This window comes from Caballeronia sp. J97 (assembly GCF_905220305.1).
Classification (GTDB): domain Bacteria; phylum Pseudomonadota; class Gammaproteobacteria; order Burkholderiales; family Burkholderiaceae; genus Caballeronia.
The window spans coordinates 1-7,447 of sequence record NZ_CAJMZL010000062.1; the positions used below are offsets into that span (position 1 = coordinate 1).

Annotated in this window: 10 protein-coding genes; 6 read left to right on the top strand and 4 right to left on the bottom strand. The window is 62.9% G+C overall.

Going from position 1 to position 7,447, the window contains the following annotated elements:
- The first annotated feature begins 132 nt into the window (after positions 1-132).
- The 4 genes from phbB (at position 133) to U4Y90_RS35545 (ending at position 2,452) form a co-directional block, all read left to right on the top strand.
- Positions 133-876, top strand: a complete 744-nt coding sequence (gene phbB, locus U4Y90_RS35530; protein WP_321801775.1) for an acetoacetyl-CoA reductase — start codon at positions 133-135, stop codon at positions 874-876.
- Positions 877-979: 103 nt separating this feature from the next.
- Complete coding sequence (locus U4Y90_RS35535; protein WP_321801777.1) at positions 980-1,198, top strand: hypothetical protein; 219 nt, start codon at positions 980-982, stop codon at positions 1,196-1,198.
- Between the two features lie 172 nt (positions 1,199-1,370).
- Positions 1,371-1,700, top strand: a complete 330-nt coding sequence (locus U4Y90_RS35540; protein WP_321801778.1) for a hypothetical protein — start codon at positions 1,371-1,373, stop codon at positions 1,698-1,700.
- Positions 1,701-1,786: 86 nt separating this feature from the next.
- The gene (locus U4Y90_RS35545; RefSeq protein WP_321801780.1) at positions 1,787-2,452 is read left to right on the top strand and encodes an HAD family phosphatase; all 666 of its coding nucleotides are present in this window, start codon (positions 1,787-1,789) and stop codon (positions 2,450-2,452) included.
- Between the two features lie 9 nt (positions 2,453-2,461).
- On the opposite strand, the gene U4Y90_RS35550 is transcribed toward U4Y90_RS35545, so the two are convergent.
- From U4Y90_RS35550 to U4Y90_RS35560, 3 genes are all read right to left on the bottom strand, one after another.
- Entirely contained in the window at positions 2,462-2,923 is a 462-nt protein-coding gene (locus U4Y90_RS35550; protein ID WP_321801781.1) for a hypothetical protein, read from the bottom strand.
- Positions 2,924-3,223: 300 nt separating this feature from the next.
- Positions 3,224-4,315 carry a glycosyl hydrolase gene (locus U4Y90_RS35555; protein WP_321801782.1) on the bottom strand — a complete coding sequence of 364 codons (1,092 nt, stop codon included), beginning with the start codon at positions 4,313-4,315 and terminating at the stop codon, positions 3,224-3,226.
- Between the two features lie 543 nt (positions 4,316-4,858).
- The gene (locus tag U4Y90_RS35560; protein ID WP_321801784.1) at positions 4,859-5,461 is read right to left on the bottom strand and encodes a hemerythrin domain-containing protein; all 603 of its coding nucleotides are present in this window, start codon (positions 5,459-5,461) and stop codon (positions 4,859-4,861) included.
- 188 nt (positions 5,462-5,649) lie between these two features.
- Between U4Y90_RS35560 and U4Y90_RS35565 the strand changes: the two genes are divergently transcribed.
- Positions 5,650-6,336, top strand: a complete 687-nt coding sequence (locus U4Y90_RS35565) for a CBS domain-containing protein (protein WP_321801786.1) — start codon at positions 5,650-5,652, stop codon at positions 6,334-6,336.
- Positions 6,337-6,403: 67 nt separating this feature from the next.
- Here U4Y90_RS35565 and U4Y90_RS35570 read toward each other — a convergent pair whose 3' ends face one another.
- Positions 6,404-6,838, bottom strand: coding sequence for an SDR family NAD(P)-dependent oxidoreductase (locus U4Y90_RS35570; RefSeq protein WP_321801788.1), 435 nt, complete (start codon positions 6,836-6,838; stop codon positions 6,404-6,406).
- 153 nt (positions 6,839-6,991) lie between these two features.
- Between U4Y90_RS35570 and U4Y90_RS35575 the strand changes: the two genes are divergently transcribed.
- On the top strand, positions 6,992-7,447 hold a 456-nt coding region (locus tag U4Y90_RS35575), incomplete at its 3' end, for a hypothetical protein (RefSeq protein WP_321801789.1).

Sequence of the window (7,447 nt, forward strand, 5' to 3'; positions counted from 1 at the left end):
CGAAAGCAATTCGCCGGCGCGGCGCACGTGCAACCCGATGCGTCATCAAATCACTATAAATATCGAGGCAAAATGGCGGCGCCGGCGCCATTCCGAGAATCATCAACCTGAGAGAATTGAAGGAGAATCAGTATGACTAAGCGAATCGCAGTGGTGACGGGCGGCATGGGCGGCCTCGGCGAAGCCATCAGCATCAGACTGCACGATGCCGGTTACGCGGTTGTCGTGACGCATTCGCCGGGCAACGCGAAGGTCGGCGAATGGCTCGCGGGCATGGACCGCCAGGGCTACAACTTCCGCGCCTACGCCGTGGACGTCGCCGATTACGATTCCGCCCAGCACTGCGTTGCGAAGATTCAGGCCGAAGTCGGCCCGATCGATATTCTCGTCAACAACGCCGGCATCACCCAGGACACGACCTTCAAGAAGATGACCAAGGTGAACTGGGACGCCGTGCTGCGCACCAATCTCGACTCGGTCTTCAACATGACGAAGCCGGTGTGCGAAGAGATGGTGTCGCGCGGCTGGGGCCGCATCATCAACATTTCGTCGGTGAACGGCTCGAAAGGCCAGATCGGCCAGACGAATTACTCGGCGGCGAAGGCGGGCATGCACGGCTTCACGAAGTCGCTCGCACTCGAAGTCGCGAAGAAAGGCGTGACCGTGAACACCATCTCGCCGGGCTATCTCGCGACCAAGATGGTGACCGCGATTCCGCAGGAGATTCTCGACACGAAGATTCTTCCGCAGATTCCGGCAGGCCGTCTCGGCAAGCCCGAGGAAGTCGCGGCGCTCGTCGCGTTCCTGTGCTCCGATGATGCGGGCTTCGTCACGGGCTCGAACATCGCGATCAACGGCGGCCAGCACATGAGCTGATGCTTGCGAGCGGCGCGCGTTCATCGTCTCATCGCGCGCGCCGCTTTGCGTTTTCATCGATTCAATCTTCATCCGAAACCCGCGCCCTCCGGCAAACCGTGCCATGATCAACCTCATTGCAGGCACACATCTCCATAGCGTCGGTCATCTCGATTCGGCGATCGAACATCTCGAGCAAGTGCTGAGCCTCGAAGGGGCGAACTCGCTCTTCTCCAAGACCTACTGGCGCGGGCGTGTCGTGCAGACGCTTTCCACGCCCGGACTCGCGCCCTCGCAGCACTCGCGGCTGCAACGCCTCCTGGATCGCATCGCTCAGGCCTGAGCGGGAGCAACAGACCGCACACGCGGTCGATCGCGGAAAAAGCGCGCGGCGAGAACTCGCGCGGCCGCATGCTCAAACATCCGATCAAACAGCGCCTTTCCTCTGATCCGTGAAGAAATTCGCGGGCGCTTGTACCATTCGGGTCGTATCTCAAAATTCACGGTCCGCAAGCATGTTTTCCTACCTCAGCTTGACGTTCTCGACGCCGCGTGCGTTCGGGGCGATCGCACTCACTTGTCTGCTCGCCGCATGCGGCACGACGAACGGCGTGACGGCCGGCGCGCAGCCCAATACGTACTCGGTCACCGGCAAAGCGACGGGCACGCGCATGTCGTGGGTGACCGCGCGCAACGCCGCGATGGACGCCGCCTCCGATTACTGCAAGCAACGCTCGCAGCGCGTCGCGATCAAGTCGGAATCGACGAGCGGCGTGCGCTCGCTCGAAGAGCAGACCTCGACGGTATCGTTCAGTTGCGTGCCGGAGAATGCCGCGCGCGGCTGAGCAATTCTTTCGACGACATCATCGCCGCTGGCTATCGCGCGCCATTGTCGCGGCGACCCGCACGAACGACAAGGACGAATCAAGCTTTGATCAAAGCCATTTTGTGGGACATGGACGGCACGCTCGCGGAAAGCGAGTCGTTGCATTTGCGCACGCTGATTGCAGCGCTGGCGCATCATGGCGTGGAGGCGGGCGCGGAGATGCATCCGCTCGTCTTCGGCAAGACGGGACGCGAAGTGCACGCGCTGTGCCGCGAGCGCTTTGGCTTGTCGGTGGATTTCGCCGAATGGTCGATGTTCCGTGCGCGCGCCTATCTGCAAGGCGCGCCCGCGCTCGTGCCGCGTCCCGGCGCGCTAGAGGTGTATCGCGCGGCGAAGGCGGCGGGCATCACGCAAGCCATCGTGTCGAATGCATCGCGCATGCTGCTCGAAGCGAATTTGCGCGCGCTCGGCATCGAAGAGCCATCGCTCGTGACCATCAGCGTCAACGATGTGCGCAACGGCAAGCCGAGTCCCGAGCCTTATGAACGCGCGGCGTGGCTGTTGCGTCTCGCGCCCGAGGAAGTGATCGCGGTGGAAGACAGTCCGACCGGCGCGCATGCCGCCCTCGCGGCGCACATGCGCGTATTGGCATGGCCTTTCGACGATGAAGGCGCCGCGCTCTTCCCGGCACAAGCCCAGGTGGTGCGCTCGCCGCGCGAACTGGCGCTGGCGCTGGGTCTCGATCCGGCCTCGCTGCCCGATTGCGCCTGACGGCTTCGGTCAATCGGACTCGCGCAGCGTGCCGAAATCGCTGAGAACGATCTTGTGGATGTTCGACGCATGCACCCATTCGCGCGCCTGACGCTCGACGCGATCCGTGAAAGCGCGCGGCCCGCTGCAATATATTTGCGTGTTCGCGTGAGTCGGGCTCATCGTGAAGGCACTCTTTTGCGCGGAGAGATCGTCGGGAAGGTCGAAATGATGATAGACCTTGCCATGATGGCGCAGCGCGTCGAACTCATTGCGTAGAGCAGTGTGGTCGGCCGATCGGGCGAAGTTATGCACCTCGAATCTCCGGCCTGCCGACGCAAGCCGCCTCGCGATTCCCACGATCGACGCGGCGCCAGAACCACCGCAGTAGAGAATGGATCGCACGCGCTGGTCGAGCGCGGCGGGCGGAGTTTGCGGAATCCCGACGAATACTTCGTCTCGTTCGATGACCGGCATCAGGTTGTCGCGCATATCTTCTCCAATATGACCTGCCTCCTTCGCGAGCGGAAGGCGAAACAGTGTATGGATGGTATGGGGATGGCCGGCCCGGCAGGTATCGAAAGGGCAGGCTCGCGTTCAGAGTAGGGCGGACCGAAAGCGCCGACAAGGCGCTGTGCCGGCATACCAGTCATACAGCTACGCCGATAAGCGCGCGACACGGCCCCGTCGCGAAAGTGCCTGATTTCAGGGCCAGAAACGCAAACGAGCGACCGCAATGGGTCGCTCGTGAAGAAAACTGCGGTGCAACGGGGCGGCGAGACCCCGCGCAAGTTACATCGGATGGCCGGCCACGAAATTCTTGTACGACCAGTAAGCGGCCTTGGTCGTTTGACCGTCGGACTTCATCAGGCCGAAGTTGCCTTCGTTGTCGTCGTAGAGTTCGAACGCCTGGATCGACTGGATGTTGTACTTCGATGCGACGCTCTGGAACTGCGCCATCATCGTGCTGCCGACCATGTAGTTCGCGATCTGCTGATCCGTGCCGTAGTTCGGGCGCACGCCGAATTCGCTGAGCCACACCGGCTTGCCGAACGAATGCAGGACGCCCAGCATGTCGTAGCAACCCGTGCCGCCGCATGCGTGCGTCATGTCGCCCTGGTTCGAATACCAGTGCCATGCGGTGATGTCCCAGTTCACGGTCGGATGGCCGCGCGTGCCGTCAGGCTGCGAGCCGTCCATCAGCATCTGGAAGAACGCGTAGTGCAGCCACGTGCCGTTCACGACGATCTTCGCCGTGCTGTCCTTCGACTTCACGCCTGCGATCAGGCCGCGAATCACGCCGCGCGCGAGCACGAAGGGCTGGTTCCTATAGTGCGTCCAGCTCGTGCCGTCGACGTTGCCGGTGAGCGCTTGTGCTTCGAGCTCATTGCCGACTTCATAGTACTTGTACTTATAGGTGCTCGCGACCTGCTGGCCGAGCGTGTAGGCCGCGTTGTAGGCGTCCTGCTCGGAGTTGAAGCCGGTGCCGAGCAAGATCACGGGGTACACGGTCACGCCGCTGGCCGCCATGGTTTGTGCCATCGTCGCGATGACCTTGGCCGATGCCAGGTTGTACACGTCATTGCGATAGATCGTCGCGCCGATGTCCTTCAGTTGTGCGAGTTGCGTCGCCACGGGCGTCGAGTCGTACGCGCCGCCATTCGTGTTGCGGCCGTTCGCGCCGTAGAAGATGGACGTGCTGGTCGCCGCCTTCGCGGTCGACTCGGGCGCGGCGCTCTTGGCGGTGGCGTCGTCCAGGGCGGAGTCGCCGCCGCCGCAAGCGGCGAGCAACACGCTCGTGAGAACCGCTGTCGCAATTGCCGCGGCCTTGCGCGCGGAGAAAACGTTGAAGCTACGAAGAGAGATTTGGTTTCGGTTCGTCATTGTGGTTAGCAGTACGAATTGACTAGCGTAAGGCTCGTAAAATCCAGAACGCGGCCGGACTTTCCAGTGACATGCGATGCCGCGAGAGGACGCGGGCATCGCATCATTCCGTGCTGTCGTCAAGATGACATTAATTAGTCATCCGAACTGGCTGCGCAAAACAAGCTCGTCTGCTCGGCGCCGGAGTAGAGGCGCAGAGGGGCAAACCGAGCGGCACGGATTCACTGACGGGTCCAGCGCGCAATACGGCAATCGCTCTGGATGGCGGAGTCGGGCAAACGATTGCGTTTACCCGCATGGGCCTTACGAAATGACCAATCGAGCTCAGTTCGAAGGCAATGTCGCCGAGAAATAGGTAACGTTTGCGCGGTTGCGGTCAATATTTCCGAATCTTACGGAATCTTGGCGCAACATCGGCAACCGTTGCCGAAAACCTGACTGACGGCTGCAAGGTTATCGTCTTATGAGATGAATGTAAATCCCTGCAACAGTAAAAAAATCTTTCGTTGCATAGGTGTAGCAGAAAAACTTACTTCATAGGAATTAGCGGGACAGATTGGATATATCTTCGACAGCCGGAACCGCCTTGGCTATCAGGCGGTACAGGCTTTCGAGGCTCTCGCCCTCGAAGGTCGCCTCGCGGAACGGGTCGAAGCGTCTGTCGATGGCCGCGTCGATGCGCGCCCAGTCGACATCCAGAAGATGCCGAAGGGCTGCGGGAAGAATGACCGTCTCTTCGACACGCCTGTGGTTTTCGCAAAACTCGACGTATTCCTCCATGATCGTGCGCAGGCCGAAGAGCGCCGCTTCGCCTTTCAACTCGAAGCGCGTGAGCGCGTGCTCGAGATCGCGCAGACGCACTTCACCCGCGACGTGCTCGCGATGCAATTCGTCGAGCACCGCGTTGTACTCGTCGGTGCGGTTCCGGAGCGCGGCGAAGAGCAGACGATCCTCCATCGGATGATGAAGCTGCTCGGGATATTCGCGGATGTAGTAAAGCATCGCGCGCAGGATGATCGGATCGGGCGCGGGACCGCCGCTCCCGAGCTTGTGGACGAAGTCGAGCATCGCGGCCGTGACGGCAGCGAGCCGTTTGTGATCGAGCCGAATGACGTGAAGCGCAGTGCGTTCTGTTGTATCGTTCATGGCGGCTCCTGGCAGGAATGGATTCGCCTCCGCAGGCGTCTGGCGCGAAGGCATTGCCCCATTTTTTCATCGCGCGCGTCGGGACGATTGATGTGCATCAAGCTCACTGCACGCGACAGTCACGACAATCAGCGCACGCCCGGAGCCATGAGCGCTTTTCCGGAACGCTGCTTTCTTTTATGAGGGAGATGAACGTGCGAGCTGCCGACATCATGACGACATCGATCGTTTCCGCCAGTCCCGACATGTCCGTACGCCAGGCGGCCGGGACGATGGTATTCGCCGGAATTAGCGGCATGCCTGTGATCGACGAGAGCGGCAAGTTGCTCGGCATCGTCACGGAGGGTGACCTGATGCATCGCGCGGAGATCGGGACGGGCGTGCGTCAGCGTGCGTGGTGGCTCGAACTGGTCGCATCGACGCGTGAACTGGCCAGCCAGTATGTCAAGGAGCATGCGCGCAAGGTCGGGGACGTGATGACCACCGACGTCGCGACCGTGACCGAAACGTGCCCCGTCGCCGACATCGCCGAATTGCTCGAACGCAAGCGCATCAAGCGCGTGCCGGTGCTGCGCGATGGCAGGGTGGTCGGCGTCGTGAGCCGCGCCAATCTGATTCGCGCGCTCGTGACGATGGCGCCCGAGACGCCCGTCGATGTCGATATCAGCGATCACTCGATCCGCGAGGCGGTCATCGCCGCGATGGCGGACCATCCCTGGGCGCTGCCGCGGGAAAGCATCATCGTGGAGAACGGGACTGTGCATCTGTGGATGCGCGTTACGAACGAGGATGAAACGAAGGCCATTCGCGTTGCCGCGGAAAATGCGCCGGGCGTGAAAGCGGTCGTGACGCACGTCGGACCGCCGGCGGGCTAGCACCGCGCTTTTTTCAATGCGGCGTGGATCGGATAAAGTTCACGCCAGCGTTGACCGGAATGATCTGTCACGTGATGAATGCATGGTTGATGCATGACATCACGATCTTCGCGACCTCGTCCGCTCCGCCCGCGGTCAACTTCTTCTCCACACTGGATAGCTCGATCGAGCCGGCCATCTCGCGGCGTCGATCGCTCCGGGCGCGACGGCGTTGGCGCTGATGCCGTCGTGCACATGCCCGGCAGCACGGCCCGCGTTCAGAGAACTCCGCGTCGGTGCGGTCGTCGCTACCGATCCTCTTCGCGGTGCCAGCGTCGTTGACGAGAATGTCGTTACGACCGAGGCGTTGCGCGATGTCTTCGATCATCGCGTTGACATCGTCGCCGATGGCGACGTCGGCGCGCACCGCAATGGCCTGAGCGCCGAGGCGTTCGCTTACCGCGAGGACATCGGCCGCGTCGTTTTCGGTCCGTGATAGCCGATAGCCGCCGACGCGCCGCACGACGCGCGGGTGAGCCGACTGTCGCTAGCCCGATGCGGTCGTTCAGATCGAGGGGATGAGCGGGCGTGACGAGGTCCGGTCGAAGAAAAAAACCGATGCCGGGTTAAGGGCATCGGTTCTTCCTTGCACGGTGTTGCTCGATCAACGGCCGCCGTGGCCGCCACCACCACCAGCACCGCCGCCGCCGTGGCCACCGCCGTGTCCGCCGCCATGGCCGCCACTGCCGTTGCCGTTGCCGTCGCCACCGCCATTGCCGTTGCCGTTGCCGCCACCGCCGTTGCCGCCACCGCCACCGCCGTGACCGCCACCGCCGTTGCCGCCGCCGCCGTGACCTCCGCCACCGTTGCCACCACCGCCGTTGCCGCCACCGCCATGACCGCCGCCGCCGCCGCCGTTGCCGCCGCCGCCACCACCGCCGTGACCTCCGCCACCGTTGCCACCACCGCCGTTGCCGCCGCCGCCGTTGCCGCCGCCGTGACCGCCGCCGCCGCCGTTGCCGCCACCGCCGTTGCCGCCGCCGTTGCCACCACCGCCGTGACCGCCGCCGCCGTTGCCACCACCGCCGTGACCGCCGCCGCCGTTGCCGCCGCCGCCGTTGCCGCCGCCGCC

Bases quoted from the DNA above. Each gene is read 5' to 3' on its own strand.
- phbB (WP_321801775.1), top strand. From the start codon at position 133: ATGACTAAGCGAATCGCAGTGGTGACGGGCGGCATGGGCGGCCTCGGC.
- U4Y90_RS35535 (WP_321801777.1), top strand. From the start codon at position 980: ATGATCAACCTCATTGCAGGCACACATCTCCATAGCGTCGGTCATCTC.
- U4Y90_RS35540 (WP_321801778.1), top strand. From the start codon at position 1,371: ATGTTTTCCTACCTCAGCTTGACGTTCTCGACGCCGCGTGCGTTCGGG.
- U4Y90_RS35550 (WP_321801781.1), bottom strand. From the start codon at position 2,923: ATGCGCGACAACCTGATGCCGGTCATCGAACGAGACGAAGTATTCGTC.
- U4Y90_RS35555 (WP_321801782.1), bottom strand. From the start codon at position 4,315: ATGACGAACCGAAACCAAATCTCTCTTCGTAGCTTCAACGTTTTCTCC.
- U4Y90_RS35560 (WP_321801784.1), bottom strand. From the start codon at position 5,461: ATGAACGATACAACAGAACGCACTGCGCTTCACGTCATTCGGCTCGAT.
- U4Y90_RS35565 (WP_321801786.1), top strand. From the start codon at position 5,650: ATGAACGTGCGAGCTGCCGACATCATGACGACATCGATCGTTTCCGCC.